This window comes from Companilactobacillus halodurans, from assembly GCF_009600995.1.
Classification (GTDB): Bacteria; Bacillota; Bacilli; order Lactobacillales; family Lactobacillaceae; genus Companilactobacillus; species Companilactobacillus halodurans.
Genome location: NZ_VDFO01000015.1, coordinates 29,095 through 55,699, shown reverse-complemented (window position 1 = coordinate 55,699; position 26,605 = coordinate 29,095). Strand labels below are relative to the sequence as shown.

The following is a 26,605-nucleotide window of genomic DNA, read 5'->3' as shown; positions in this document are numbered from 1 at the left end:
GTCGAACATCTAAAGGGCATGAATGGTGTCCTTTTTTGGTGTTCTTAAATGGTTATTACTAATAAATGGTATACAAAAATAAAGTTGATGGCAAAATACCTATCAACTTTATTTATCGTACAGCCAAAAAAGCTCTCTAGTTAGGAATTTACCTAATTAGAGAGCTTTATTTTTTAAATTAATTCACGTCTTGCTTCTCGCTTACGTAACCATGGCATAACAAAGCCTAGTCCGAATAAAACGATAACTGTGATGAAGTTTAGTAACAATTGGTGATTGAAAGCACCAGTACCAAAGTCTGCTTCTTGAGGGATGAATCCTAAAGTAGCACAGATAAAGGTAAAGGCTAGACACCAGCCACCGACAAGTAGTGCGCCAGTTTTATTTTTGATGAAAGTATAATCGGAATGGAATTTATCTTGATGCATTCTCATCGCAATAAAGGCGAAGAAGACCCAACAAGTCTTATATGGTGAAATAATTCCGTTGATATTTAATAGCCAATTATAAATGGTATTGATATTTGGCAAAGTACCAGTTAGCAATAATAAGAACAAGCTTAAACCGGTTGTCATAGTGTAACTGTGGATCGGACGACCGTGCTTGTTTTTCTTAGTTAGCCACTTAGGCATGAACTTGTCAGCTACATCACCGGCAAAGACACGACTGGAAGCATCTAGTAATACGGCTAATTGAGCCATCATGAAGATTGCTTGAACGACGGCAAAGATATACATCAGAAGTTTACCGACACCTAAACTATTACCTAATAATTGGAAAGCATAGTAAGGACCGTTCATCTTGAAATCATGTGGAATATTGTGAGCATTGAAAAACATTGCTAAGGCTAAGGTACCAAAGATAGTTAAGAAACCGGTCATGATAGCCAATAACCACATGGCCTTAGGAAATTCATGCTTTGGATCACGCATTTGAACGACATAAGGAGCAGCTAATTCTGCACCAGACATGGCGAAAATCAACAGCCCAGTCGTCGAGAAGTATTTCAGACTAAACGACGGTTTGAAAGCCCCCCAGTTGAATGGTTGAGTTGCGATATGGTGACCATGCAAGACAGCGTAACCTGCCAATAATACGAACAAAAATGACATGATGAACATTGCGCCACCACCGATGAGTGACAGTATTTCTAAAGAATTCTTGATAACATTTTCTAAAAGGATGAAAAGTAAGATAATGATAAAGGTTAAAATACCGAACCAAAATGGCGACATCTTTTTATCTAGAGTGTTATTTCCTAGAAACATCCAACTAAAGGATACGATAACGGAGTTGGAAACGTCGACGATGTAGGGAACGCTTTGAACCCAATACATCCAAGATGTCCAATATCCTAAAGTATCGTTACTACTGTGACGAACCCATGAGGCTAATCCTCCGGCTTGATTGTCAAAGGTCAAACTCATCTGACTGGAAATCAGTGCATAAGGGATGACATAAGAGAAGAGTAAGAAAATCCATGAGATGACCACGGATAGTCCTTGGTTTTGAAAGGGATAGAAGATATTTTCAAAACTGATGATGGTAACGAAGTCGATCAAGGCGATGACCGGCCAACTGAGATAGTGCTTTTTATTTGGTTCTAATGATTCCAATGTTAATTCCCCCGAATTGTTTAAAAGTCTATTTAGTGTGGACTTTTAAAATTGGGAGGTTTCAATGTAAGTAAAGAACTATTTATTTTCACTTGTTTATAACCTCAATGTGTAGATATAATCAATGCCGTAATAAATTTTTATAATTAATGCTTAAATAAAAAAACATACCCAGAAAATTATAGATATTTATATATCATTTGCAATACCTTTTTGAAAACTTTTTTGAAATAATAGGAGGAAATTTATGAATTTTCTGAAAATTGCCGTAGGCAACGATGTAGTAATGAACGATTCAAGCAGTTGGGAACTAGTTCCTTTTACTGCAGAGATCAATGTAGCAGGATTGGCAGCTATCGTTTTGAATGGACAAGATAAAAAAAATCTTGCGTTCGCTAAGAATCTACAAGAAGCATCAGGCCTCGGTATTCCTATTATTCAAGCTAATTCTACAGCTGACGTGACAGACCAAGCAATCAAGGCTGCTAAAGAATATCAGACAGAAATGGTGCCAGGTTTTTTAACAGATTTGATCAATTTTGCTGAAGATAAGCCTATCAGTTTTACGACCCCAGGCCATCATAACGGTCAATATTACGACAAACATCCTGCTGGAGTAGTTTTTAATCGTTTCTTTGGTAAGAACCTGATGTTCGCCGATACCAGCGACACAGTCGATGAATTAGGCGATACGATGACCCATGAAGGAACGCCATTAACGGCTGAACAAAAAGCTGCTCAAACTTATAACGCTGACAAAGTTTACTTTTGTACCAATGGAACAACCAGCGCTAATTCAATTTGTGCTAGTGCCTTATTGTCAGAAGATGATTTAGTCTTGTTCGATCGAAACAATCACAAGTCGCTTTATAATAGTGCGTTAGTTATGAGCGGTGCCAAGCCGGTTTATGTACCAACTGATCGCAATCCTTTAGGCTTGATTGGCGAGATGAATCCAGAAGCTTTAGACGAAGCTAATTTGAGAAAAGAAATTGCCAAAGTCGACCCTAAGAAAGCTCAAGCTAAGCGTCCGTTTAGATTGGCTATCGTCCAATTAGAAACGTATGACGGCGTTTTTTACGATGCCCAGTGGATGATTGATAAAATCGGTAAACTCTGCGATTACATCTTGTTTGACTGTGCTTGGGGCGGATTTGAGCAATTCGTACCGATTATGAAGCACCTCTCGCCACTTTCTTTGGAATACGGAGCAGATGATCCAGGGATTCTAGTTACGCAATCATTGCACAAACAACAAGCTGGTCTCGCCCAGACGTCACAAATCTTGAAAAAAGATGCTCATTTGAAAGGCCAAGCTCGCTATGTTGACCACAAGCACTTCAATAATGCTTATTTGAAATTCGTTACGTCGAGCTATTCATATCCAATTTACGCTTCCCTAACAGTTAATGCTTATTTAACCGCTGGCCAAGGTAACAAAAATTGGTGGGATGATACTTTGAAGATGGGAATAAATTGGCGCAAGCAATTATTGAAAGAGTCAAAACTATTTCGCCCCTTAGTTCCTGATAATTTTGCCCAAATCAGTACTGATGATTTAGCGACGCATAGTGAATACTGGAATTTGAAGAAGAGCAATAATTGGCATGGATTCAAAGAAATTGCCGATGGACAGGCGATGATTGACCCTTTGAAGATTACCGTTATAACGCCGGGAATAGATATTAAAAATTCCAAGTATCAAGATAGTGGTATTCCTGGCCCAGTAGTGGCAGAATTCTTAATGGAGAAGCGAATCATTCGAGCTAAAGATGATTTGAATTCTTTGTTGTTCTTGTTGACTCCTGGCGATACCAAAGCTGAACTTGATACTTTATTAGAGGCGTTCTTGGAATTTGAACGATTGTATTTTGCAGATGCACCTTTGACTGAAGTCTTGCCAAAACTTGCTCAAGTCTATCCAAAGCGTTATCAAAATTATACTTTGAAGCAGCTTTGCCAAGAGATGCATGAGTATTACCGTCAAAATAAGACGTTTACGCTTCAAAAAGAACTGTTTGCTAAAAAGGATATGCAAAATTACACGATGACGCCGGGAAAAGCTGATCAATTATTTATGCGGAATCAAAGTGAATTGGTCAATCTAAAAGATATTGAGGGTCGAATTGCTGCAGAGGGAGCATTGCCATATCCTCCCGGGGTCTTTATTGTGGCACCTGGTGAAAAATGGCAAAAAATCGACTTGAAATATTTTGAAGATTTAGTCGGTGCGATTGAACGTTTCCCCGGTTTTGTACCAGAGATTCAAGGTGTATATTGGGATAGGAATGAAGACGGAACGATTTCCGTCCAGGCAGAGGTTTTAAAGAATAAATAGTAAGTAAAATTACTTAATTGAGGAGAATTTTTTATGTCATTATCATGGACAGACGATTTACCAGAAGATTTAAAGACGAAGGTCGCAAAAGTTGAGGAATTGATTCAACCTCGTTTAAAAGAAATCGACCAACAAGTTTTGTATAATCAACAACGCGTTTTGAATCTTTTTAGAAAGCATCGAGTGGGGGAAGAAGATTTAGTTCCATCAACTGGTTATGGTTACGATGATATTGGCCGTGACAAGATTGAAGCTATCTATGCAGATTATTTCAAGGTCGATGATGCTTTGGTACGTCCCCAATTTGCTTCAGGTACGCATGCTATCTCGACAGCACTTTTTAGTATGTTGCGTCCTGGCAATACGCTTTACTATCTAACAGGTACACCATATGACACGATTCAAGAAGTCATTGGTCTAGCTGGAAATAAACGTGGCAATATGAAAGAATATGGCATTAACTTTAAAACAACAGAATTATTAGATGATGGTTCAGTTGATTATGAGAATGCCAAAAAAGCCTTGGTGAACGACGATTCTATCAAGGTCGTAGCAATTCAACGTTCACGTGGCTATGCGGTTCGCGATAGTTTCATGGTTGAAAAAATTGCTGAGATGATTAAATTTGTTAAAGAATTACGACCAGATGTCAATGTCTTCATTGATAACTGTTACGGTGAATTTTCCGAAAAAGAAGAACCAACTTTTTATGGAGCTGACATTATGGCCGGGTCGCTCTACAAGAATGCCGGAGCTGGCTTAGTTAAGAGTGGTGCTTACATTGTTGGACGTGAAGATTTAGTTGACGGTGCAGGTTCCAGACTGACCGTTCCTGGCGCTGGTAAAGGCGAGGGCGCTACTTGGGGTTACTTGCGTGACTTCTACCAAGGATTTTTCATGGCCGCTCACACAACTGGCGAAGCTCTAAAAGGTATGGTCTTTACAGCTGCTTTATGTGAAGAAATGGGAATGAATGTTTCACCAAAATGGGATGCACCAAGAACCGATATTGTTCAAACCGTTTCCTTTGGTGATCCTGATCCAATGGTAAAATTCTGTGCGGCTATTCAACACTTTTCACCAATGAATTCATTCGTCGACCCAATTCCTAGCCATCAAGATGGTTATGAAGATGACGTCGTCATGGCTTCAGGAAGTTTCGTCGAAGGTTCAACAATTGAACTATCATCAGATGGTCCAATCAGACCTCCATATTCACTTTACATTCAAGGTGGATTATCTTACGCTCATGTTCAGGTTGCAATCACACAAGCTGTTAATGAGACCTTTTATCAATAAGAATGCAAAAAAATAACGTCAAAATGCTTCGGCATTTTGGCGTTATTTTAGTAACTTATTTTTTAATAATTTTTTCAATTGCTGAAACTTCATCATCACTGAATTCAAGGTTATCTAAGGCTTTAAGATTATCATCTAAGTGATCGATATTAGTAGTACCAATGATGACACTGGCAACTATGGGGTCTCTTAATAACCATGCTAATGACATTTGACTGAGTGTTTGTGAACGATTTTGAGCAATTTCGTTTAAATCATTTAATTTTTTAACAAGTGCATCTTTTCCATCTTTCAATAAATCTTTATTGGTAGGGTGGATGCTGTAACTATCTGAAATTCCGTTGAGATAACGGTCAGACAACAAACCTTCACATAAAGGACCATAAGCAATTGCTCCAGCACCGTTGTCTTTTAATAAATCTCTTAAACCACTGCTTTCAACGTGATCATTGAGTAAATTCATACTCATTTGATCTAAGACAAATGGTGTCCCAAGTTTTTTGAACATTTCTAGAGCTTGCTTCATCTGTGGAACTTCAAAATTAGAAACACCGACGTACAAGGCTTTACCAGATTTGACTACATCGTCAAGAGCTCGAACGGTTTCTTCAATTGGCGTAGCGTCGTCATAACGGTGAGCGTAATAGATGTCGACATAATCAAGATTTAAGCGAGTCAATGAATCGTCGATACCTTGCAAGATTGACTTACGAGAAGTTCCAATTCCGTAAGGGCCATCGTGTATTTCATAGCCAACTTTAGTTGAAATAACTAATTCATCACGATAAGGTTTTAAATCCGTTTTTAGAATTTGACCAAGTAATTCTTCGGAACTACCAACATCGCCGTCTCCGTAATGATTGGCATTGTCAAAGTGGAAGACTCCCTTGTCAAAAGCGTGCAAAATCAATTTCCTTCTGTCAGCTAATGGGTCGCTGCTACTGAAATGATGCCAGAGTCCTAATGAAATAGGTGGCAACATCAAACCAGTTTTGCCAGCATGGCGAACATTATTTTCTTTGTAACGATTATCTGAAGCTTTATACATACTATCATCCTTTCAATTACAAATTAACTAATCAAATAAATGATATGACAGCGCCACCAATTACGCAACGTCTGAGTCTTTAGAATATTGGCAGGAGTAATTGATAATCTTTAAAGAAGTCGCTTTTCAATTTGCCAAATTCATCGATCAAAGCATGCAATTCTTCAGCTTGTTTTGATGTGAAATCAAAATCTTTTTGAACAGCTTTTTTTAGTTGCATGTAGCTAGGATGGTCGGTGAAACTGTGCAATTGAGTAAAGAGTTTCATGGCGTAATTGTCAGAGACAAAAGTTGGCCGGTGGAAATAATATAGTAACAATACATCAGCAGTTTCGTTGCCAACTCCCTTTAACGCTAGTAAGTTCTTTCTCAATAAATTTGTGGGGAGTTTTTCCCAGTCAGAAAATTTATCACGATAGGCGGTTAATAAGGAACGTAAATAAATGGCTTTATTTTTGAAAAATCCACTGGGTTGAATCAGTTCCTGTAATTTTAATTCTGGAATTTGTAGCATTTTGTCGACGTTGAATTGAGTTACCTGATTCAAATTATCCAATGATTTGGCAACGCTTTTTGAATTAGTGTTTTGAATCAGAATCATTCCACTTAACATTTCCTCAGCGTTTCTTGCGGGCCACCAATTTTGCTCGCCTAATTTGTCATGCAATATATCTAATAAATCATAAATAGTGATTTGTTTGTACAAAATATTTGGTCCTCCTCGGTAATATTATCCAACATAATATCAAAATTTTGTTGAATTAAATATTGGATACGTTTTCATAGTCTTTTTAGATTATTTCAGAAAAATATTTGTGCTAATATAATAACCGCTGATTAATTATGGGGGTGTAATTATGGGTATTATTTTTGTTATAGGGTCAATTGCCTCCTTAATCCTTGAAAAGTATGTCTTAGCCAATAATTCACATGCTTGGTTAGGCATAATTGAACCATTGTTATCAATATTTTTTATAATTGGATTAATGGTTACAAAGCACACGGCATTTACCGTATTTAATATTATTTTAGCTATTATTTATGTTTCACTAAGCTTTATTTTTTGGGGACAGGGAAATGACCTTTACCATCAAAGAGTCATTAACAAGTACTATGAATAAACAAAAACGAAAGCGAGATATACCATGGCAAGCTTTCGAGCATTAAAATAAATAATCCAAGGCAATCGATTTTGATTACCTTGGATTATTTGGTTTAAGCGGAAAAAAATTATGTTATATTTCGCGTTTACGCTGCTAATTCTAGTTTGAATTAGTGGCGTTTTTGTTGTTTTCAGATAATTTTTGAACTAATTTTTCATCAGAATCAACGGTTATAGTTTGCGATTTACCGGTGAAGAGAACTAAACCCGATTTAGCATTTTTTGGTTTAAATAATTGGCTAACTTTTAAAACATCGACAGGAACTTGTTTCAAGCCACGACCTTTACTGTAATACGCTGTCAAAACAGCCGCTTCTTTAAGAGTCTGTTTACTTGGATTCGTGCTGTGAATGACGACGTGAGAACCAGCTAATTCACTGACATGCATCCAGTAATAATCTTTATTAGCCGTTAATGTTAAATGGTCATTTTGGTCGCTATTTTTGCCAATTTCAACTAGGACATTGTCGGTCGTATAAAAGCGTCTAGGATGAGCTGGTTCAGGTGCTTTAGAAGAATGCAGAACTTTAGTCTTGAAGGCATCTTCAGCAATCAATTGTTGTTTGATAGTTTCAGCTTGTTTTAAATCTGTTGGATCAAAGTTTTTTTGACGAGTTTGTTGTTTTAGAAGGTTATCTTGAGCCTTTTGCAAATTCTTTTGGATGGTTTTTAGTCCACGAACGTCGCGATGATATTGATGAAAGTATAATTCAGCGTTTTCGATGACAGATTTTTTCACATCAAGATAGATAGTAATTTCTTTATCTGAGTTTTGATAATCTGGTAGCACAACATAACCCTTTTTAACGTCAACTTCTTTAGCATAGGCTTTTAATAGCGAACCTTTAGTTTTTAGTTGGTCGACGTCGCCAATTCTTGTGATAGCTTTATTAAGCGATTCAATTTGTTTTTTAGTATGTTTGATTTGCCACTGCATGGCCTCTGTAACTTGGCTTGAAACAGTCGATTGAGTTTCAGACATTGATAATCCTCATTTCTTAAGCGTTATAACGCTAAAAATTATAACACTGTATAAAAAAATGACAATTTAGTTTAAATTGCCACCAGTTACTTTGATATCGCCTTTGCCATCTTGAACAACGATTGCTTTTATTGCTGCCGTAATGCCTTTGACGTCATCATCTAAACTGAGACTAGGTGTATTTGGACGGTTTATCGTTTGTTCAGGCAAGAAGGGAATGTGTATGAAACCAGCTTTTAGGTTGTGAAATTCTTGATCAATCATATATTGAACTTGGTACATGATGTGATTGCAGACAAAAGTACCAGCAGTAGTTGAAACGTGACTTGGAAGACCAGCCTTTTGGATTGATTGAACCATAGCTTTAACTGGTAATTGTGTGAAATAAGCATTTTGACCATCAGACTGAATCGGTTGTTCTAAAGGTTGGAAGCCACTGTTGTCAGCAATACGACCATCATCGAAATTGATGGCCACGCGTTCTGGCGTTAAAGCATAACGTCCGCCAGCTTGACCGATGCTTAAGACATAATCGGGGTCATTATCAAGAATTGCTTGATGAACAACTTGTGCACATTTATAAAATATTGTTGGGATTTCTAATTTGATAATCTCAGCTCCAGAAATCTCATCGGGTAATTTCTTAACAGCCTCGATAGCTGGATTAATTTTGTCCGTATCAAAAGGATCAAAGCCTGTTACTAAAATTTTCATTGCTATATACTCTCCAATATTTAAGAAGATATTCAAAATAATATATTTTGAATACCTTCTTTTTTATCTCAAATTATAGATTACTTTGTTTTTTCATTTGAGCAAAATACATTTTTATCAATGTAATTACTTTTTTATTAAAAGGATTTTGACTCGAACTAATAGGATAGCTCAAATAGATTTCTCTTTGTAATTTTTTTGGTGAAAGATGAATCAGCTTTATCTTCGGATCTTCAATGTTATTCCAAGAAACGGTGGGAATAAAACTTATACCAATATTCTCATCTAAAAGGCCCTTTAGAGTGTAATGGTCTCCAGTAACAAAAGCTGGGGTTAGAATCACATCTTGAGATTGAAAGAAGGATTCAATACTAGTTCTTAAGGGACTAGGCGTAGTCAAAATTATAGGGTTATTTTTGACTTCTTTTAAAGTGATTTCTTTATTGTTGGCCAAAGGATTTTGATAATTGACTCCGACCATGATTTCTTCAGTCAATAGTAATTCGTTAACATTGCCATTAATTTTATGAGTACTAAATTCGAAATCATAGTGAGCCAAGCTGTCATTTTCCAAACCATTTTGAATTAAGTCAACTTGGATGTGAGGTAATTCTTGTTTTAATTGGTGGATGATATTAGGAATCAATGGAGATGATTTTTCGAATCGAAAAGTTACTTTGTCTTTTTGCGCGTCATTTTTTCTCTTTAATTCAATAACTGATTCGTCAATGATTTTTAAAGCATGATTGACATATTTTTTGAAAATTAAACCATTCTCATTTAATTTTAATGAATGACCATTTCTTACAAATAATTTAACATTCAATTCGGTTTCCAGCTCATTCAATGCGCGGCTCAATGAAGGTTGTGAAATATGCAGAATACGGGCAGACCTAGAAACGTTTTCGGTTTTTGCAACCATGGAAAAATATCGTAATTGTAACAGTCTCAAGTGATTCACCAACTTTCATAACATTTTTAGTATAGTCCATATCATTTTTTGTATTTCACAAATATGGATAAATGAAATAGTATCTAGAACAACAGCCGAAAAGATTAGAAAAAAATTAAAAAGGAGGGTCAAAATGAGTGATAGAGATTTATTTATTTTAAACCACAGGGCTGATTTTGAAAAGTTTTTGGAAGAATTTATTTCTCTAAAGAGTATCAGTGCAACTGGAGAAGGAATTGAGGAAACAGTGGAGTTCTTGCAAAGTTTGTTGCAGGACTTGCTTGGGGCAAAAGTTGAAATTATTAAGACTGAGGGTAATCCCATTATTTTGGCCTCTCTGAAAGGTAAAAAATCAAAAAATGTTTTATTTTATGGACATTATGATGTTATGAATCCTGGAGATTTATCTAAATGGAGTTCTGATCCGTTTAAGTTAACTAAATCCGAAAATAGATTTTTTTCGAGAGGAGTAGGAGATAACAAAGGTCAATTGATGGCTCAAATCCTCGGGTTATATACATACCGTTGTATTCATAAAGAGTTTCCATTTGATATTACTTTGTTAATTGAAGGAGAAGAGGAGCAAGGCAGTAAGAATTTGCGACCAACTTTAAAACACATTGCTTCTACTGAGTTGAGTGATATCGATATGGCTGTCGTTGTCGATGGATCCTTTTCCGCTGATGGAACGCACGTATTGAGAATGGGTAATCGTGGTTTATTTGCTTTCGAGTTGATCTGTGAGACAGGTTCTCGAGACAATCATTCTGGAAATTTGGGAAATGTCATGGATAATCCCTTTGTTCAACTTTTGAAATATCTGGATAAAATCTATGATTACAAAACTGGAAAGGTTAAATTGGAACATTTCTATAACGGAGTGGAAAAGCCCAACGTTCAAGAGCAATCTTGGATAAATGATCTGCCTTATGACAAAGAAAAAATCCAAAAACAATCTGGTATCAAACGATTGCCTTTGGATAAGGAAGCATATTATCAAAATTTGATGTTTAAGCCAACTTTTAATTTTTTAAGCGTTAAATCTGGATATATGGATAAAGGAATTAAGACGATTATTCCTCACCAAGCAAGTATTAAAGTCGACTGTCGTTTGGTGGGAAATCAATCTATTTCAGAAATTAAAAATGATTTAGAAACTGTTTATTGTAAAGAATTAGCTGATGGATCGTTAAAGCTTGAATATTTGGGAGCTATACCACCTGAACATACGATTGCTGACAAAAAACAAATTGCTTGGATAAGTAAAGCGATTCAACAAGGTTCTGGGGGAGTACACATTGAACCAATTATGCCAGGCACGGTACCTAATTATGTTTGGAAAGATATTTTAAAGGTTCCAGTATTTACAGTGCCATATGCCAATTATGATCAACATAATCATGATATAAATGAGAATTTAACACAAAAAGCTTTTTTTGATGGAGTGAGAATTAGTTATGAGTTATTAAACCAAGGTTAATTGGAGGAAATTAATTATGGAAGAGAGTTATACAAGTGAAAATAAATCAGTAGCACAGCGTACAAATCTAAAACCAAGGGTTACTTTTGCATTGCTATATGTGTAGCCTATGTTATTTGTTTTATCGATCGTTCGGCAATCAATATTGCTTTGTCGTATATTGGAACAGATTTTAACTTGAGTACTACGACATTAGGTGTTGTTTCAAGTGCTTTCTTTTTCAGTTATGCATTAATGCAAATCCCAGGAGGTTGGTTAACAGATAAATTTGGGACTAAGAAAACAATCTTATTTGCCATCAGTATTTGGTCAGTTTTTACAATCTTTACTGGATTTGCTTGGTCATTAGTATCATTGCTGTTTATTAGAATTTTGTTTGGAATTGGTGAAGGAGCCTTTCCTTCTGCAAGTTTGAAACAAATTTCAGAATCAGTTTCTTATGAAAAACGTTCAGGTTATACCTCAGGAATTGTATCTTCAAATTATATTGGAGCAGCCATTGCACCATTGTTAATTGCTCCAATAATGGCTAACTTTGGTTGGAGAAGTACTTTCCACGTTATGGGTATTTTGGGAATTGTCTTTGTTATTTCTTATTTCTTAATTCTGAGAAATGTTCATTATAAAAATGATTCTACAATCAAAAGTAAGACTAAGATAGATTGGTCTAGTGTCTTAAAAAACCGTTTGATTTGGCAATTTTTCGTTGTTGTCTTTGGACTAAGTATGGTAACTAAAGGTCTTGATTCTTGGATGCCTACATATTTGTTACAAGCACGCCATATTAATCTTGCTGGTATCGCCTGGTTAGTTCCATTGCCTTCATTAGCTGCAGGTCTAGGTGCAATTCTCAGTGGTTGGATCATGTCAAAATTATTCAATCATCGAGAAAAATGGTTGATTGCTCTGGCTAGTTTGTTAGCAACTGTTTTTATGTATGGAATGTACTCTTCAAAGAGTTTAAGTGCCATCATTACTTTTGAAATTGCCACTTATTTCTTTAAATCAATCGCATTCAGCAGTAGTTTTGCTTTTTTTGCCATTTTAATTTCTAAAAAAGCTTATGGATCATCCGTTGGAATTGTAAATTTTGGTGGGCAACTTGCTGGATTTATTGCACCTTTATTAATAGGTTACTTAGTCCAAATTTTTGGCGGTTCGTATTCTGTAGCATTTTTATTCTTAGTATTTGCTGCAGGAATCGCATTTGTAGCCGCATTAACGTTTAATAACAAAGCTTTAATTAAAAATAGACAAGCTGCAAGTAAAGCAGAATAGGAGATAAAAATGAAAATAGTAAATGCTGAAATTAGAAAAGTTGATATTCCTTTAAGGAAACCTTTTACAACTAGTTTTACCACCATGAAATTTAAACAATGTCTGATTTTAAAATTGGTCGATGAAGATGGAACAATTGGATATAGTGAAGGGTCAGCCTTTGCTCAACCATTTTATAATGAAGAATTTCGAGATGGCAGTTGGGATTTGATTGTTGATCAAATGTTACCCTTGATTTTTAATCAAAAGCTTGATCACCCAGATGATGTTTATCCATATCTAAATGGATTCAGAAAAAATAATATGTCAAAATCAGCTATCAATTGTGCATTATGGGATATTTATGCTAAACAAAATAATTTGACTCTGGCCAAAGCTCTTGGTGGAACCAAGGATAAAATTGAAACAGGTGTCAGCATTGGTGTTCAAAATTCACCTGAAGAGTTGGTAGAAGTTGTCCGAGGTTATATCAAAGATGGTTATCGTCGAATTAAAATGAAAATTAAACCAGGAAAAGATTATGATTATTTAGCTGCGGTAAGAAAAGAATATCCAAAGGCGATGTTGATGGCAGATGCAAATTCAGCTTATCGATTAAAGGATATTCCAATGTTAAAACGTTTAGATGATTTGAATTTAATTATGATTGAGCAGCCATTGGAGCCAGGAGATTTGGTCGATCATGCTGAATTGCAGTCACAAATCAAAACTAAGGTTTGTCTGGATGAAAGTATCACTTCGATTGGCGATACTAGAAAGATGATCAAACTAGGTAGTGGTCGTATCATCAATATTAAGGTAGCTCGCGTTGGCGGTTTAACAATTGCCAAAAAAATTCAAAGTATGGCTTCAAAAGCTGGTATTGAATGCTGGTGTGGCGGGATGCTCGATTCTGGGGTTGCTCGAGCTGGCAATCTTGCTATTGCAACGTTATCAGGTTACACATTGCCAAACGATATAGCAGCATCTAGTCGTTATTATGATGAGGATATTATTAAACCAACGATTGAATTGGATGGAACCTTTGTTGATGTTCCTCAAAATAAAGGTTTAGGATTTGAAATCGATCAAGAGAATTTAGATAAATTTACTATTCAAAAGCAGGTAATTAATTCTAAAGTTCTACAATACTAAAAAAATAGGGAGAATAATCATTTTTTGATTGTTCTCCTTATTTTTTTGCAATTATTTAATCATCAAAATTACACCAAATATAATCAAGATGAGATAAACATATTGAATAAAGTGTTCGCTGTCGATTTTTTGACTGATCCAATTACCAAATGGAACTACTACAAAGAGTAACGGAATAATGATTCCTAATAATTTGACCACTTCAAGGCTCCACATTCCGGATGACAACTGGCTCAAGACAACTAGAGTCCCGACACAAACAAAATGTCCTTGCAGGATGCCCCGAAGTTTGTCAGAATCCCATCTTTTAGCCGTTCCGAAGACAACGATTGGTACGCCATGGCTATTAAAAGATGCTCCAAGGATTCCTGAAATGATTCCAGCCAGATAATCGAATTTGTCGCTTAAATGAAGCTTTGATTCTTTAGGATTGTGCAATTTATAGAGATTATAAATTCCATAAATAATAATAAAGATTCCTAGAATTTTCATAATAATAATGGGTGAGCCTAATTTAATAATCAAGATTCCTACGGGAATTCCTAAAATAGAACCGATAACTAAACGTTTTAAAGTTTGCCAATCGATATGTTGACGATATTTGATAGCCACTGGAACAGCGACCAGTAATCCTAAAGCTCCAATCAAAGCAGTGGATGTTTGGATATTAAAAGATATTAAAGCTAGTAGTGGCATGGTTACCAGTGCTTCACCAAAACCAAAGACAGTCCGCATTAAAGCACCAAAAAGGGCAATCAGGACTACCAGTATATATGTCATTATGATAAACACTCCTAAAAGAAAAGGACCAAGATAATCTTGATCCTTTTCGTATTTTCTATTAAAGAATGGGAGATAACAATCTAGAGAAACGTTGTTTAAAGTGCATCCACATTCCTTGCTCTTTGATTATTTTGGGAGTTAGTAAAATAGAATCTTCCATGTCATTTTCAAAAGAACGAGCCACTTTATGAGTAACTTTGGAATCATAAATGAAAGCATTTGCCTCGAAATTTAAAGAATAACTCCTGAAATCATGGTTCATTGAACCTACAGAACAAATCTTGCCATCAAAGACTGATGTTTTAGCGTGCAAAAAGCCTTTCTGGTAGCTATAAATTTTAATCCCATAAGTTGTTAATAGATTAGCATAATATTGCGTAGCACGATAAATAAAGGGGTGATCAGGCATGCAAGGAATCATGATCCTCACATCAACACCGGAGCGAGCGGCAATCGTCAAAGCTGTAAACATTGGATCATCAGGCACCAAATAAGGCGATTGAATCCAGACGCTCTTTTTAGCTGCCACGATCATATCAATGAAGCCGTCTTTAAGAACTTCTTCACGATTGTCAGGTCCATCAGAGATAATTTGAATCGGCACGTTAGAAGTATTGTCGAATTTGTCAGATGGAAAGTATTTTTCCAAGAAAGCTAGAGGTTGAGCTTTGTTATCTAAAGAAGCATTCCAATCTCTAAAGAAACGTTCTTGCAAAAGTAAGGTAGCAGCACCAAAAATTCTTGAGTGGGTGTCACGCCAGTAACCAAACTTATCAGTCACATTAACGTATTGATCGCCAACGTTGAAGCCACCAATCCAACCAGTTGTCCCATCGACGACTACGATTTTACGGTGCAAGTGATAGTTCAAACGCGTTTTGGCAATCACATTTTTGGAAGTGATGAATGGTAAAACTTCGCCGCCAGCAGCCTGAAAATCTTTGAAGTATCTAGGCCTTGTCCCGCCAGAACCCCATGGATCATAGAGCAACCGGACTTCTAAGCCTTCTTTAGCTTTTTGGGTCAATAAGTCTAAGAATTTGTCTCCAATGTCACTTTTGATAAAAGCATAGTATTCAACATGAACGGTATCCTTAGCATTTCTAATGTCTTCAAACAGACGCTTGAATTTTTCCTGCCCATCGAAGAACAATTCGATTTCATTATGACGCGTCAAAGGAGCTTCTTCGGTCTCGTTGAAGAATTTAATGATATGGTCAGCATAATGCGTTTCATCATAGCGTGACGCATTTTGGGGCTTTTTTTGTGCAGCAATTGCCATTTTTTTCAATTGGCTTAAACTGTAGTGCTCCTGATTGCTGATATTAAAGATTTTCTCTTGAGCAATCCCACGGCCCAAGAATGCGTAAATTAGAAATCCTACGATTGGTAATAAGACAAGGACTAAAATCCAAGCCCAAGTAGTAACGATATTACGAGGTCTGTGAAAGACAGTAATTAACGCTGAAATTGTATTGACTACTAAGATAATGAAGATTAGCCAGATGATCCAAACATCAATCATAAAATAAATCCCCTCTATTATTCTTAATAGAAATTTTACTTCAAAATACTAATAAAATCTAATTTTATAAATTTATATAGAGAAACAAAAAAGATTCCCATCACGCTAGGCGAAATATGAATCTTCATTAAATTTAATTTTTATTAATTGCGATTGTCACCGAAGATAATAATCAAACGCAATAATTGTAGCGCAGTTGAAATAGCTGCTGCTACATAAGTCAAGGCCGCTGCAAATAGTACTTGCTTGACCATAGGAACTTCATCGCTATCTAATAAGTCGCCAGTCTTTAAAATGCTGACAGCTCGACCAGACGCATTGAATTCGACTGGTAAAGTAACTACTTGGAATAAAACGACTAAGGCAAATAACCAAATACCAATCGTAATCAAAGTATGGTTCATACCTAATAAAGCACCAACGATAATCAAAGGAATTGAAGCATTTGAACCAAGATTGACCGCTGGAACCAAGGCTGCTCTGAGCCGCATTGGCAAGTAATTTCTTTGGTCTTGAATAGCGTGACCACATTCGTGGGCGGCAACACCGATGGCAGCAACCGAAGTTGAGCCATAAGTAGATTCAGATAGACTTAAGGTTTTATTGCCCGGGTTGTAATTATCGGTCAATTTTCCACCGATTTGTTGAATTGCAACATCTTGTAAACCGGCATTGTCCAAAATAAATCTAGCAGCATCCGCACCAGTAGTCCCGTGATGGCTAGTAAATTGATCGTACTTTTTGAAATTATGATTTACGTACCATGAGGCCCACAAACTGATAACAAGACCAATAATTATCAGCAAGTAACTGGGACCAAAACCGTATCCATAACCATATCCAAACATTAAATTAGCTCCTCTTTAGAATATTCTCGTTAGAAGCATTATAACCATTATTTATGAATTTTTCTTGAACTACTTGATCTAAATCGTTGACCAAAATAGTTTTTAGTGAAATCTGATCACGAAGAAAGATAAGCAATCTATTTGATATTTCAACCTTTTCAGCTTCAGAAAGGTCTTTAAAAGTGACCATTAAAGCAGCTTGATGATTTTTTAAATCGACGTCGCTTAGACTAATCAAAGAGACAAGTTCTTTATTAGACTTTTTTTGAACGAGCCAATAAATACCATCGTTACGCATGATGATTTTGGCACTGTCAGAAATATATTTTGTCGTAGGGTCAATTTCTAATCCTAAGAACTCGCTAACGTCTTTTAAATTGAATCGTGTAGGAAAATCCCAAAAGAAATTTTCGGTGATGAAAGGTCGATAAGATCTCATTTTTATATCTGTCATTAAAATACTTTCTCCCTTGTGAACGAATTATTCGATGATCATACTCTTCTTAGCACTCTTGTGTAGTTTGTGCATCCATGGCTTCAACTTCTCTGTAGTCAAAAGTCCAAGTAGATAGAAAACAACACCAAAGGCTACTAATATAATAATATCTTTTGTAGCGTTAGGCCAATATACTCCTCCGACTGCTTCACGAATTAAATTGACGGCATAAGTAAATGGCAAGTAAGGATTGATAACTCTAAAGAATCCGTCTGATAGGACGACTGGGAAGTTACCCCCGGCACCAGAAATCGACAGAACTAAAATGATGATTCCTAGTCCCTTACCGACCGTTCCAAACATTTGTACCAGTGAATACAGAATCGATATAAAGACGAAACTGACTAGCATACAGAAGAGAACTAAGAGAATTTTTTCTTTCGTATAAGTATGCAAGATGAAAATATTACCAAGTGCTGCCGAAATGGCTTGTAATTGATTTAAAAAGCCAAAGGTCAAATAACGTCCATTGAAACGTTGTTTGAAGGTATAACGATACTTTTGACGGTCGCTTAACTTGAAGTGGACTGTGAAGACACTTGATAATAGTAAAGCACCAACCCAAATACATAGAGCCAAGTAGAATGGAGCACTGGCAGAACCGTAATTAGGGATGTCGTAGAGATTTTGTTGCTTTAACTTAACTGGGTTAGAGAAGAAGTCTGATTCCTTATTGGCATCTGATTTCATCAATTTAATCAAGGCACCAAGGTCAACATTCTTTTCACCCTTTTTCAAGAGCTTAGCAGAATGATGAATATCTTTCTTTAATTGAGGCCAATCGTTGACCGCAAAGTCATTGGCAGTTGAAAGAGCTTGCTCTAACTCAGGTGTTTTAGAATTGACCAAATTCAAAGTTGTTGTCAGTTCATTTTCAATTTGTGGCAATTGATATTGCACAAAGAAAGTGGCCGTTGAAAGTTTCTTCTTCAGATTTGGATAATCATTATTGTAGAAGTCATTGGCAAGATTGATACCAGTGGTGATGTTACTCATATTTCCATTGAGCAACTGATTGGCATCGTGAATCTCATTACCAACTGCAGGCAACTGTTTTTGATACTTCTGCAAGTATGTTAAAGCAGTTTGCAAAACACCTTTAGTGTTATTCAAAAGTCCCGGAATGGCAGGAATAACATTCGTATTGAGTTCTCCTAAGGTTGAACTAGCATCTTTTAAGAAAGTATTGATGTTATTGATGGTGTCCGAAACGCTATCCAAAATGTTCAGACCTTTAAGAGAAGTGATGCCGCTAGCAACTTGGTCAGCTTGATTTGAAAGGTCGGTTAATTTATCTTGCAACTGTGTCGTATCTAAATCGTCATAGTTGTTCAAAATATCGTTTGCTTTGTCTGATAAACTGTCGCCCAGGTTAGCAAGATCATTTAGATGCTGAATAGGTTGATCAAAAATATTTGTCCGATCGTTTCCTAATTGGTCAGCTAATTGGTTGAAAAGATTTTGTAAATCAGTTAATGATGAAGCAATTTGACGACTGATTTTTGACAATTGAGCAGCGTCTGAAGCAACGTTTTGAATAACAGTCTTTAATTGTTCCTTTAATTCTTGATTCTTAGGATCTTCTTTGACTTTGTCGATTAAGTCATTGATGTTATCCATAGAATTGCTGATTTGAGTGGCAATGTTGTAAACCATCGACAAACCAGTGTCGACCGTCGTTTTGATAACTGGCAGAGCTTGTTGAATCTTTGGAATCAAATCGTTTTGTGCTTTATCAGTTGCATTTTGTGCATCTTCGCCTAATTTTTGAATATCTGGAACAACAGCTTGGACTTTGTTAACAACTTCGATGCCGTTTTTAACTTGGCTAATACTGCTGTCCATCAAATTGGATATTTGGCCAAAATCATTATCGACCTGACTGATTTGGCTACCGGCACTTTGAATTTCTGGAATCTTATTTTGTAACTGCTTAGCAGCCGTGCCACCCGAGTCAACCAGTGGTAAGAAATTATTGAGATTAACTAGTTTTTGCGCATCAGAATTGAGTAATGGCAAATAACCATACATATTGTTGGCTTGTTGTAACTTTTGGTTTAGATTTGGAACGACCGTGTTAGCTTTTTGGACTTTATCCATAATATTTTGCAGTTCTGGCAAGTTGTCGTCAGAAGTAGTTAATAGGGAAGAAAGTCTTCGAAGCATCGGTAAATTGTGTTGAATATCGACACCAGATTTATTTAAGACTTTGGTGATAGTCTTACTGATCGTTCCAATAAATTCATCTGAGATAGTTCCTTGTAACGTCGTTGCACCTGTCTCAGTCAGCTTCGGGGCAATGGCGTTTATTTTCTGATTAACAGAAAAGACCAATTTTGGTTTTTTGATATTACCAGATAGGAAACTAACAATATCTTTAGAGAAGTTCTTAGGTACGTAAATACTGGCGTAGTAAGAACCGTCTTTAACCCCTTTATCTAGTTGGGCTTTTGAATCGACAAAAGTCCAGCCTAGTTTATGATTCTTTTTCAAGTTGTCGATCAATTGATCACCAATCTCGATTTTTTGTCCTTCAAGTTCGACTGATTGGTCATCTGAATAAACGGCAACCTTTAAATCACTCGTGTTTGAATAAGGATCCCATAGAGCCCAAACGTTGAACCAACAATAAAGACATGGCAAAATTATCATTGCCAACATCAAAAGTGTAGCGGGTTTGGATTGTAAGGTCCTTTTAAGATCTAGTTTAAATAACTCCCAAGCTTTGATAGAAATCCCCTCCAAATCTCTGTTAAAACTATATACGTAAGGTCATTATATAACGTTACGATAACGGATTATAGTAAATGAAATTGTTTACCATATCCAAGATTTCAGAATCATCATGTAACATTGAGTGTTCCGCGTTGGAACCCTTAATTAAATATTCTCGATATTCTTTAACTCGCGGTTTGAGTATGTAAGATATAGATTCTGCAGATGTAACGGAGATATATTTGTCACTATTAGAGTGATCTCCGACGTTGCCATAAATATTTATAACCCTTAAATCATCTGATATACTGTTACGATTAATGAAAATTCTAAAATAGGTAGGGCTCATAAAAGCTGGCCGTCCGTTGGGCGTGATTCGGTTGACGTTGGGAAGGTCACCCAAACCAAGAACACCATTGAACGGACCTGCGATGAGCACTAACTTTTTGAGTTTAGGCATATAAGGGCGCATTTTTTCTTTTAAGTTCACGAGCACTAAGGCTACGGCACCTAAAGAATGTCCGATGGCAGCATATGTAGTAAATTTATGTTTTGAGCGCAAGTCAAATAGAAGTTTAGCTAACCAATATGCAATTTGGTTACTGCCAACCCATTTATTCTTAAAGACAACTTGAACAATGGGATGTTCATCCTCAGTCCAAGTCCCTTCATATGTAACTTTGCCTCTCCAGTCGATATTGGCTTTGAGAAATTGATCGTACTTCTTATTATTAGCTTTTAAAGCAGATGCAATCATTGTCTGTGTCGTATAATCTCCGCCACGAAAACCGTGGATATAGAGAATTGGCCATTGCCCATTTTTCATAAATTCACCCCAACAGAATATTATTATATAATTATTATCGAGAAAGTTTAACTAAATGAGGTATGACAGTGCAAAAATATTATGCAGTACGACGAGGCAAGAAGCCAGGAATCTATCAAACATGGGCCCAATGCAAGGCACAAGTCGATGGATTTGCTGGAGCCAGATATAAAAGTTTTTTAAATAAAGAAGAAGCACAAGCCTTTTTAGAAGGAAAAGATTCTTATAAAACTACGAAATCTAAAACTGCTTCTAAAAAGAAGGTTTCCAATATTAGTGATTTTGACGTGGTTGTTTATACCGACGGTGGGTCAAGAAATCACGGTAACTTTAAGGGTGGCCATGTAAAAGAATCAGATAAAGCCGCTTGGGCTTATCATATCAGTAACGATGGTCAGACATATGAAGGGACGAGCGGAGAATTTGGAGCAACGAATAACCGCATGGAGATAATGGCCCTAATTCAGAGTATTATTCGATTAAATGAGTTAAAAATCAACAAACAAAATGCGATATTTGTCTTAGATTCTCAATACGTCTTAAATGCAATCACGAAGAATTGGTTGACAGGCTGGAAAAAACGAGGTTTTAAAAAGGCTGATGGCAGCGTCCCAGTAAACGTTGAATTGTGGAAGCAACTCGATAAATTGTTGCCAACGGTTCCTAAAAAAACATTTGAGTGGACTAAAGGCCATGCTACAAATGTGGGAAATAATCGTGTTGATGAACTGTTGAATGAAACTATGGATAAGATGTAAAAAAATAGCTCTCAGTAATCAAAAAAAGATTACTGAGAGCTATTTATGTTTTGATTAAAAATTAAGGAATCGCCAAGACTGCTTAAAAAGTTTAAAATATAAGTAAATCGTTTTCAAAATTATAGTGTTTAAAAACAAAAATAGTGTTGAAAGAAGGCTGCTGGATGACAAAAGCAGTTGATAAAGTTTTGAAAATAATTCAAGATAAATATTCTAAGAATTGGGTCGATACAAAAACTATTGCTGAAGATGCAGGTTTAAGTAGAAGCGTAATCAGTATTTATCTATCGCAATTATATAAAGAGAATAAATTGACTAAAAAAATGGCCGCCCAGTTCTGTGGAAACTTATCGCTGAGAAAAATCCTTTTCAAGATATGATTGGTTCAACTGGGAGTTTGAAAGAAATCGTTAAAAGGTGTCAAGAGTCAATAGTTTATCCGCCCAATGGCTTTCCTATCATTATTACTGGTCCCAGTGGCGTTGGAAAAAGTTTTCTTGCTAAAAATATTTATAAGCAGGCTAAAAGTATTAAAGCAATAGATTCGCAAGCCAAATTTATAACTTTAAATGCAGCCGATTATGCCAATAATCCGGAATTACTCTCTTCAGTCTTATTTGGATATAAAAAAGGCGCCTTTACAGGTGCTAATGAAGATACCTTAGGTTTGATTGATCAAGCAAATAATGGTTATTTCTTTTTAGATGAAGTACATCGTTTGCCAAAAGAGAGTCAGGAAAAACTCTTTTCACTCTTAGATTCGGGACAATTTTACCCATTAGGTGAAAATAAAATAGCTCATAAAGTTAAAGTAAGATTCATTTTTGCAACTACTGAAGAATTAGACAGCTTTTTACTCAAAACTTTTATGAGAAGAGTTCCATTACACGTCAAGTTGCCAGCCTTTAAAAAAAGACCATTAGTAGAAAGGCTGTCTTTAATCTTCGATGCCTTTAAAAATGAGGCCATTAGAACCAATAAGGAATATTTTATTTCTAATCAAATAATTGAAGAGTTATCACAAAATAAAGCGGCTGGGAATATTGGAGCTGTTGAAAATGCTATCAAACTCCTTTGCGCGGCTGTTTATACTGAACACACGAATGACAGTAAAATCTATATAGGAACTAAAGATAATAGAGATTCATATGTTGCAGTATCGAAAGATTTTGATGTTAATAATTATTCATCCTTACAAAAGCGTGATTATGACTTACTATCTAATGTTCATCAAGAATTATTGAATTCTGTTGAAAACAATAATAATATTTCAGACCAGGTTTTGTTATTGATGAAGTTTTTAAAGAAGATAGATTATTTAAAAGATGATGTTCTGATAGAGAATATTGAATTTAAAGTAAAACAGGCCATAAAAAATGTTTTAACACGTAAATACGGGGTTAAGTTATCATTATCAGATGATGAATTATATCAAATTAGCTTTGGGATGTCCTTGTATTACTTTATATCTAATAATGATTTTAAAATGGATCAACTCGTTAAAAAATTTGAAAATTTATATCCAAGAACAATGTATATTTATAATCGTTTCTTAGATGAAGTGAATTCTGATGAGAAATTTAAAGAACTATCGATTCCTTGGTTATTGCTATTATTTAAAGATAAAATCAAGATGATTGAGAGTATTAAATACACTGGAATTATATTAGCTCATGGTGATAATACAGCTACAAGTATTCAAAGCGTCGTCAATAATCTTTGTGGAAATTATATTTTTGAAGCATTTGATATGCCAATCGATGTTTCGATTCATGAAATAAATGAATATGTTCAAAAGTATATTAAGAGTCAAAAGGATCGTGAACATAAAGGGATTTTCGTCTTATTTGACATGGGTTCGTTGACACAAATGTTCACTGAAATTAAGAAGTATTCAAATTGTGAATTGCTTGTTATCAATAATGTCACGACTGCTACCGCCCTGGATACTGGCATACGAATTCAAAGAAATGATACTTTCAATGACATAACGAAGGCGGCTAATAGGTTTGGAAAGGCTTTTGGTACTCAATACTATGAGGGACTTTCTGATAAACTTAATATCATTGTGTCATGTATGTCTGGAGTAGGTTTGTCAGAAGAAATAAAACGGATGATGTTGGAAAGCTTATCTAATAAATTCGAAATTATCACAATGGATTATAAAGATTTGAAACAGACTTTGGAGAATCATGAACAAAAGTTTTTTGATAAAACAAAATTTGTCGTGACGACAACTGATATCGATACAAATCTAGATATAGATATTATTAATATTTACGACATTATGGAAAAGTCTGGATATAATTATTTGGAAAGATTGCTTTTAGATTCAGGAGAGCAAAAGCCCAATATTGAAGCATTAATGGATAAAATGTTGAAGTTCTTTACGATTGAGGGTATAAAAGACAGACTACAATTTCTCAATCCAGATGTAGTTATTGATGAAGTTCAATTAATTACTCAAAAATATCAAGAATATTATGATATTTCATTTGATGGTAAAACAAAATTGAATTTATATATGCATTTATCACTGATGATTGAAAGAATGTTAGTTAATGCGCGTAAAGAAGAAAACTCTAATGTTTCGTTTGATAGCGAGAAAGAAAAAGAGTTTTATTCAGTATCAAAGGCAATTTTTAAGAGTATCGAGTTGAAATATAATTTTAAAGTTAATGATTACGAAATATCATTGATGTATCAATTACTACATAGCTATATTTAATAATGTAAGTGCTTAATAAAAATTAAGCACTTATTTTTTTGGAAAATCAAAGCCTAATCTAGAGGCTTTTTTAAAAGTTGGCACGGAACTTGCTTATATAAAAGTGAGGAGGAAGAAAAGATGAAAAAAATAATTGTGGCCTCACATGGAAACATGGCTGAAGGCATGAAAAACACGATTGAACTTTTTGCAGGGCATAACAACAATGTTAGTTACATTTCAGCGTATACAAAAAAGGATGATGATCTTACTGAGACCATTGATAAATTATTTGATTCATTTGATTCAGATGATAAAGTGATTATTTTTACTGACTTGATGGGTGGAAGTGTAAATCAACGTTTGACTGTTAAGGCACAAGATAAAAGCAACGTGTTCATTATTTATGGATTTAATTTACCAGTTGTAATTGAAGCAATTTTGTCAAAAGAAGAAGTAAATAATGAATATATTAATAAGTTGGTCGACGTCGGTAGAACTAGCTTAGGAACTATTGATACGAAGAAAAACGCAGTAAGTTCAAAAAATGATAATTCAGATTTTTTCAATTAGGAGAAAATAAATAATGATTAAAGTTATGAGAGTTGATGAAAGATTAATACATGGACAAATTGCAATGGTTTGGTCAAAGGAAATGAGTATTGACGGAATCGTCGTAGCCAATGATGATACAGCTGCCAATCCAACTCAACAAATGGCATTGAAAATGGCTGTTCCATCAGGGATTAAGGTTATCGTTAAAACAGTTGAAGGAGCAATATCATTATTGAATGATCCTCGTGCAAAGGATATGAAATTATTTGTTTTAGTTAGAACTGTTGGAGATGCACAGAAGGTCGCTGAAAAGGTAAACGATATTGAGTATGTCAATTTGGGAAATGTTGGGAAAGCATCAACTGATCCAAAGACAACTTTGACTCAATTCGTAATGTTAACAAAACCTGAAATTGAATCATTGAAAAAGTTGGTAAAACTTTATCCAGATACAGCTTTACAAAATTTGCCAACTGATAAGAAAGAAAAAGCAACAGATTTTATTAATAAATTGAATCTATAAATTATTGCAGAAGAGGAGAAATGAACATGTATGAAGCATTTGCTGTTGCATTAGTTGTTTTCCTGACCGTTGGTGGTCAAGAATTACTAGGCTTTTCAATGTTAGGAAGACCAATTGTTATTGGTCCATTAGTAGGACTATTACTTGGAGATGTAAAGACAGGATTGATGATTGGTGCATCTCTTGAAACTATTTTTATGGGTATTGTAAATATTGGTGGTGCCAGTGCTGCAGAGCCTGGGCTTGCAAGTGCATTAGCTGTTGCCTTTGCCATTATGATGCATGGTGGTTTAGGTGTAGCTCTACCACTAGCTATTCCTTTAGGTATTATTGGATTACAAATTAAAACATTAATCTACGTTCTAATTGTTGGACCTTTCGCAAGTAAATTTGACAGTATGGCTGCCAAAGGAAATCAAAAGGGTATCGTCAGGTTGCATTATGGATTATGGACTCTTCAATGGTTCATTTATTCATTAATTCCATTCTTTGCTATGTTGTTTGGTTCAGAAGCAACTCAAAAAGTTTTAAAGATGATTCCTACAATTATTGTTCATGGTTTAACTGTTGCCGGAAATGTTTTACCGGCAGTTGGTATGGCAATGCTGATGAAGATACTTTGGGATAAAAATATCTCTGCCTTCTATTTCTTGGGATTCATATTAGTTGCTTATTTAAAGATGCCATTGATTGCTGTAGCTGTTATGGGAACAATTATCGCTATCTTAGTTGCCCAAAGAGATTATCAAATTCACAATATTGGACAAAAAGTTGCAGCTAAACCAGTTGCTACGAATACAAATACAAGTACGACTGAAACCAAAGATGAACAAGAAAACGATGATTTCTTTAGTTAATACTTAGGA

At 35.4% G+C, this 26,605-nt stretch carries 24 protein-coding genes; 12 read left to right on the top strand and 12 right to left on the bottom strand.

Features of this window, described 5'->3' with window-relative positions; genetic code table 11:
• Positions 1-173: 173 nt before the first annotated feature.
• The gene (locus FHL05_RS05330; RefSeq protein ID WP_153384865.1) at positions 174-1,616 is read right to left on the bottom strand and encodes an APC family permease; all 1,443 of its coding nucleotides are present in this window, start codon (positions 1,614-1,616) and stop codon (positions 174-176) included.
• A gap of 247 nt (positions 1,617-1,863) precedes the next feature.
• Here FHL05_RS05330 and FHL05_RS05325 point away from each other — a divergent pair, with 247 nt between their 5' ends.
• Together FHL05_RS05325 and FHL05_RS05320 are read left to right on the top strand one after the other, a co-directional pair.
• Positions 1,864-3,954: a putative ornithine decarboxylase gene (locus FHL05_RS05325; RefSeq protein ID WP_153384864.1), complete on the top strand. Its 2,091-nt coding sequence runs from the start codon at positions 1,864-1,866 to the stop codon at positions 3,952-3,954.
• Between the two features lie 33 nt (positions 3,955-3,987).
• Entirely contained in the window at positions 3,988-5,253 is a 1,266-nt protein-coding gene (locus FHL05_RS05320; protein ID WP_153384863.1) for a methionine gamma-lyase family protein, read from the top strand.
• 55 nt (positions 5,254-5,308) lie between these two features.
• On the opposite strand, the gene FHL05_RS05315 is transcribed toward FHL05_RS05320, so the two are convergent.
• Both FHL05_RS05315 and FHL05_RS05310 read right to left on the bottom strand, forming a co-directional pair.
• Positions 5,309-6,301: an aldo/keto reductase gene (locus FHL05_RS05315; RefSeq protein ID WP_153384862.1), complete on the bottom strand. Its 993-nt coding sequence runs from the start codon at positions 6,299-6,301 to the stop codon at positions 5,309-5,311.
• Between the two features lie 79 nt (positions 6,302-6,380).
• Positions 6,381-7,007: an endonuclease III domain-containing protein gene (locus FHL05_RS05310; protein ID WP_153384861.1), complete on the bottom strand. Its 627-nt coding sequence runs from the start codon at positions 7,005-7,007 to the stop codon at positions 6,381-6,383.
• A 151-nt stretch (positions 7,008-7,158) separates the two neighbouring features.
• On the opposite strand from FHL05_RS05310, the gene FHL05_RS05305 reads away from it, so the two are divergent.
• Positions 7,159-7,422 (top strand): hypothetical protein, encoded by a 264-nt coding sequence (locus tag FHL05_RS05305; RefSeq protein WP_153384860.1) that lies wholly within the window; start codon positions 7,159-7,161, stop codon positions 7,420-7,422.
• A gap of 141 nt (positions 7,423-7,563) precedes the next feature.
• Here the strand turns inward: FHL05_RS05305 and FHL05_RS05300 are convergent, their stop codons facing one another.
• The 3 genes from FHL05_RS05300 to FHL05_RS05290 form a co-directional block, all read right to left on the bottom strand.
• Positions 7,564-8,445 (bottom strand): NFACT RNA binding domain-containing protein, encoded by an 882-nt coding sequence (locus tag FHL05_RS05300; protein WP_153384859.1) that lies wholly within the window; start codon positions 8,443-8,445, stop codon positions 7,564-7,566.
• A 66-nt stretch (positions 8,446-8,511) separates the two neighbouring features.
• Positions 8,512-9,159 carry a pyroglutamyl-peptidase I gene (gene pcp, locus FHL05_RS05295; protein WP_153384858.1) on the bottom strand — a complete coding sequence of 216 codons (648 nt, stop codon included), beginning with the start codon at positions 9,157-9,159 and terminating at the stop codon, positions 8,512-8,514.
• Positions 9,160-9,232: 73 nt separating this feature from the next.
• A complete protein-coding gene (locus FHL05_RS05290) occupies positions 9,233-10,120 on the bottom strand; it encodes a LysR family transcriptional regulator (RefSeq protein ID WP_337692522.1) in 888 nt (295 codons plus the stop codon).
• Positions 10,121-10,244: 124 nt separating this feature from the next.
• Here FHL05_RS05290 and FHL05_RS05285 point away from each other — a divergent pair, with 124 nt between their 5' ends.
• The 3 genes from FHL05_RS05285 to menC all read left to right on the top strand — a co-directional run bounded on the left by FHL05_RS05285 (position 10,245) and on the right by menC (position 14,003).
• On the top strand, positions 10,245-11,591 hold the full coding sequence (locus FHL05_RS05285) for a M20/M25/M40 family metallo-hydrolase (RefSeq protein ID WP_153384856.1): 1,347 nt from the start codon (positions 10,245-10,247) through the stop codon (positions 11,589-11,591).
• Positions 11,592-11,741: 150 nt separating this feature from the next.
• Positions 11,742-12,869: an MFS transporter gene (locus FHL05_RS05280; RefSeq protein ID WP_338025944.1), complete on the top strand. Its 1,128-nt coding sequence runs from the start codon at positions 11,742-11,744 to the stop codon at positions 12,867-12,869.
• 9 nt (positions 12,870-12,878) lie between these two features.
• Positions 12,879-14,003, top strand: a complete 1,125-nt coding sequence (menC, locus tag FHL05_RS05275) for an o-succinylbenzoate synthase (protein WP_153384854.1) — start codon at positions 12,879-12,881, stop codon at positions 14,001-14,003.
• A gap of 51 nt (positions 14,004-14,054) precedes the next feature.
• Here the strand turns inward: menC and FHL05_RS05270 are convergent, their stop codons facing one another.
• The 6 genes from FHL05_RS05270 to FHL05_RS05245 form a co-directional block, all read right to left on the bottom strand.
• On the bottom strand, positions 14,055-14,783 hold the full coding sequence (locus FHL05_RS05270) for a sulfite exporter TauE/SafE family protein (RefSeq protein WP_153384853.1): 729 nt from the start codon (positions 14,781-14,783) through the stop codon (positions 14,055-14,057).
• Positions 14,784-14,844: 61 nt separating this feature from the next.
• Complete coding sequence (cls, locus tag FHL05_RS05265) at positions 14,845-16,311, bottom strand: cardiolipin synthase (protein ID WP_153384852.1); 1,467 nt, start codon at positions 16,309-16,311, stop codon at positions 14,845-14,847.
• A 143-nt stretch (positions 16,312-16,454) separates the two neighbouring features.
• Positions 16,455-17,159 (bottom strand): zinc metallopeptidase, encoded by a 705-nt coding sequence (locus tag FHL05_RS05260; RefSeq protein WP_153522211.1) that lies wholly within the window; start codon positions 17,157-17,159, stop codon positions 16,455-16,457.
• A gap of 4 nt (positions 17,160-17,163) precedes the next feature.
• On the bottom strand, positions 17,164-17,613 hold the full coding sequence (locus tag FHL05_RS05255; protein ID WP_153384850.1) for a hypothetical protein: 450 nt from the start codon (positions 17,611-17,613) through the stop codon (positions 17,164-17,166).
• A gap of 27 nt (positions 17,614-17,640) precedes the next feature.
• Complete coding sequence (locus FHL05_RS05250) at positions 17,641-20,400, bottom strand: YhgE/Pip domain-containing protein (protein ID WP_153384849.1); 2,760 nt, start codon at positions 20,398-20,400, stop codon at positions 17,641-17,643.
• A gap of 40 nt (positions 20,401-20,440) precedes the next feature.
• Positions 20,441-21,196, bottom strand: coding sequence for an alpha/beta hydrolase (locus FHL05_RS05245; protein WP_153522209.1), 756 nt, complete (start codon positions 21,194-21,196; stop codon positions 20,441-20,443).
• Between the two features lie 68 nt (positions 21,197-21,264).
• Between FHL05_RS05245 and FHL05_RS05240 the strand changes: the two genes are divergently transcribed.
• The 6 genes from FHL05_RS05240 to FHL05_RS05215 all read left to right on the top strand — a co-directional run bounded on the left by FHL05_RS05240 (position 21,265) and on the right by FHL05_RS05215 (position 26,596).
• Positions 21,265-21,954, top strand: a complete 690-nt coding sequence (locus FHL05_RS05240) for a ribonuclease H family protein (RefSeq protein ID WP_420838738.1) — start codon at positions 21,265-21,267, stop codon at positions 21,952-21,954.
• 164 nt (positions 21,955-22,118) lie between these two features.
• Entirely contained in the window at positions 22,119-22,334 is a 216-nt protein-coding gene (locus FHL05_RS05235) for a hypothetical protein (RefSeq protein ID WP_153522206.1), read from the top strand.
• Positions 22,331-24,682, top strand: a complete 2,352-nt coding sequence (locus FHL05_RS05230; RefSeq protein WP_153522204.1) for a sigma 54-interacting transcriptional regulator — start codon at positions 22,331-22,333, stop codon at positions 24,680-24,682. The genes FHL05_RS05235 and FHL05_RS05230 overlap by 4 nt, the downstream gene beginning before the upstream one ends.
• Positions 24,683-24,802: 120 nt before the next feature.
• A complete protein-coding gene (locus FHL05_RS05225; RefSeq protein WP_153384846.1) occupies positions 24,803-25,234 on the top strand; it encodes a PTS sugar transporter subunit IIA in 432 nt (143 codons plus the stop codon).
• A gap of 13 nt (positions 25,235-25,247) precedes the next feature.
• Positions 25,248-25,739 (top strand): PTS sugar transporter subunit IIB, encoded by a 492-nt coding sequence (locus FHL05_RS05220; protein ID WP_153384845.1) that lies wholly within the window; start codon positions 25,248-25,250, stop codon positions 25,737-25,739.
• Between the two features lie 26 nt (positions 25,740-25,765).
• Positions 25,766-26,596, top strand: a complete 831-nt coding sequence (locus tag FHL05_RS05215; protein ID WP_153384844.1) for a PTS mannose/fructose/sorbose/N-acetylgalactosamine transporter subunit IIC — start codon at positions 25,766-25,768, stop codon at positions 26,594-26,596.
• Positions 26,597-26,605: the final 9 nt, after the last annotated feature.

What these genes read in the sequence shown, in the direction of transcription:
- FHL05_RS05220 (WP_153384845.1), top strand. Translation starts at nt 25,248, where the DNA reads ATGATTAAAGTTATGAGAGTTGATGAAAGATTAATACATGGACAAATT.
- FHL05_RS05315 (WP_153384862.1), bottom strand. Translation starts at nt 6,301, where the DNA reads ATGTATAAAGCTTCAGATAATCGTTACAAAGAAAATAATGTTCGCCAT.
- FHL05_RS05325 (WP_153384864.1), top strand. Translation starts at nt 1,864, where the DNA reads ATGAATTTTCTGAAAATTGCCGTAGGCAACGATGTAGTAATGAACGAT.
- menC (WP_153384854.1), top strand. Translation starts at nt 12,879, where the DNA reads ATGAAAATAGTAAATGCTGAAATTAGAAAAGTTGATATTCCTTTAAGG.
- cls (WP_153384852.1), bottom strand. Translation starts at nt 16,311, where the DNA reads ATGATTGATGTTTGGATCATCTGGCTAATCTTCATTATCTTAGTAGTC.
- FHL05_RS05225 (WP_153384846.1), top strand. Translation starts at nt 24,803, where the DNA reads ATGAAAAAAATAATTGTGGCCTCACATGGAAACATGGCTGAAGGCATG.
- FHL05_RS05215 (WP_153384844.1), top strand. Translation starts at nt 25,766, where the DNA reads ATGTATGAAGCATTTGCTGTTGCATTAGTTGTTTTCCTGACCGTTGGT.
- FHL05_RS05320 (WP_153384863.1), top strand. Translation starts at nt 3,988, where the DNA reads ATGTCATTATCATGGACAGACGATTTACCAGAAGATTTAAAGACGAAG.
- FHL05_RS05305 (WP_153384860.1), top strand. Translation starts at nt 7,159, where the DNA reads ATGGGTATTATTTTTGTTATAGGGTCAATTGCCTCCTTAATCCTTGAA.
- FHL05_RS05285 (WP_153384856.1), top strand. Translation starts at nt 10,245, where the DNA reads ATGAGTGATAGAGATTTATTTATTTTAAACCACAGGGCTGATTTTGAA.
- FHL05_RS05230 (WP_153522204.1), top strand. Translation starts at nt 22,331, where the DNA reads ATGATTGGTTCAACTGGGAGTTTGAAAGAAATCGTTAAAAGGTGTCAA.
- pcp (WP_153384858.1), bottom strand. Translation starts at nt 9,159, where the DNA reads ATGAAAATTTTAGTAACAGGCTTTGATCCTTTTGATACGGACAAAATT.
- FHL05_RS05270 (WP_153384853.1), bottom strand. Translation starts at nt 14,783, where the DNA reads ATGACATATATACTGGTAGTCCTGATTGCCCTTTTTGGTGCTTTAATG.
- FHL05_RS05245 (WP_153522209.1), bottom strand. Translation starts at nt 21,196, where the DNA reads ATGAAAAATGGGCAATGGCCAATTCTCTATATCCACGGTTTTCGTGGC.
- FHL05_RS05260 (WP_153522211.1), bottom strand. Translation starts at nt 17,159, where the DNA reads ATGTTTGGATATGGTTATGGATACGGTTTTGGTCCCAGTTACTTGCTG.
- FHL05_RS05255 (WP_153384850.1), bottom strand. Translation starts at nt 17,613, where the DNA reads ATGACAGATATAAAAATGAGATCTTATCGACCTTTCATCACCGAAAAT.
- FHL05_RS05300 (WP_153384859.1), bottom strand. Translation starts at nt 8,445, where the DNA reads ATGTCTGAAACTCAATCGACTGTTTCAAGCCAAGTTACAGAGGCCATG.
- FHL05_RS05235 (WP_153522206.1), top strand. Translation starts at nt 22,119, where the DNA reads ATGACAAAAGCAGTTGATAAAGTTTTGAAAATAATTCAAGATAAATAT.